This is a genomic window from Vibrio sp. 1069 (assembly GCF_033340555.1).
Map to the genome: position 1 here is coordinate 1 of NZ_JAWOWP010000308.1, position 748 is coordinate 748.

General features: G+C 42.5%; 2 protein-coding genes. One reads left to right on the forward strand and one right to left on the reverse strand.

The window, feature by feature from the left end; genetic code table 11:
- Nucleotides 1-186: cysteine-rich CWC family protein (locus R7040_RS26180; RefSeq protein WP_318097538.1), on the forward strand; the 186-nt coding region annotated here is incomplete at its 5' end.
- Between the two features lie 41 nt (nt 187-227).
- On the opposite strand, the gene R7040_RS26185 is transcribed toward R7040_RS26180, so the two are convergent.
- The gene (locus R7040_RS26185; protein ID WP_005498438.1) at nt 228-572 is read right to left on the reverse strand and encodes a HopJ type III effector protein; all 345 of its coding nucleotides are present in this window, start codon (nt 570-572) and stop codon (nt 228-230) included.
- Nucleotides 573-748 lie beyond the last annotated feature (176 nt).

The window sequence follows — 748 nt, forward strand, 5'->3', positions numbered from 1 at the left end:
GAGCAAATCACCGGAGAGGATTCCACCCACAGCTGTCCTGAATGCGATTCGCAAGCACACTGCGATATTGCAGCAGGAAAAGAAACGTGTTGGTGTTTTGGTATTGAGCCTCGTGACTTGCCTAAACCGGAGTCCGATCAGCTTTGTTTATGCCGCAAGTGTTTAGAAAAAAAGCCAGTCGCATAATACGACTGGCTTCTTCATGTAACGCGATTCTAAAATGATAACTATTTTGCGGTAAGCGCAGAAGTCTCAAATTGAATGCCTTCCCACCCCGTCACCATGAAATTGCGGATATTTTGGTGATCGTTGTTTTCTGGGTGAAGCAGTACGTCCTCACGGTAGAAACGACCAAAACACGCCAACGTCGCTTCTTTATCGAGAGTGTTCAATAAGCCGAATGCAAAAATTTTGCACGAACCGTTGTTTTCATTCGCGTCATTTTGCGTATTGCCATTCGTAAATGCAGCGGGCGTAAAATCGTAATTGTCTTCAATCACCGCCATCGTCGTTTCAAATTCAATCTTTTCAGGTGACGATGCCAGCGCATCAAGAAATTGTTGTAGTTCCATTTTCATTCCAAATCCTAATGCCATCGCAATCTCGCCAATGACACATTTGTTTCATAAAAAGCCCATTTAAGAGTCATAAATCATACATATATTCAGAGCCTTACCAAATCACACGTCAATCAATGTTCTATTATCGCCCACTGCAGTGAATGAATAGATATCTGAAAATCATGCAT

Excerpts from the sequence above, each read along its gene's own strand:
- R7040_RS26185 (WP_005498438.1), bottom strand. The coding sequence starts at position 572 with ATGGAACTACAACAATTTCTTGATGCGCTGGCATCGTCACCTGAAAAG.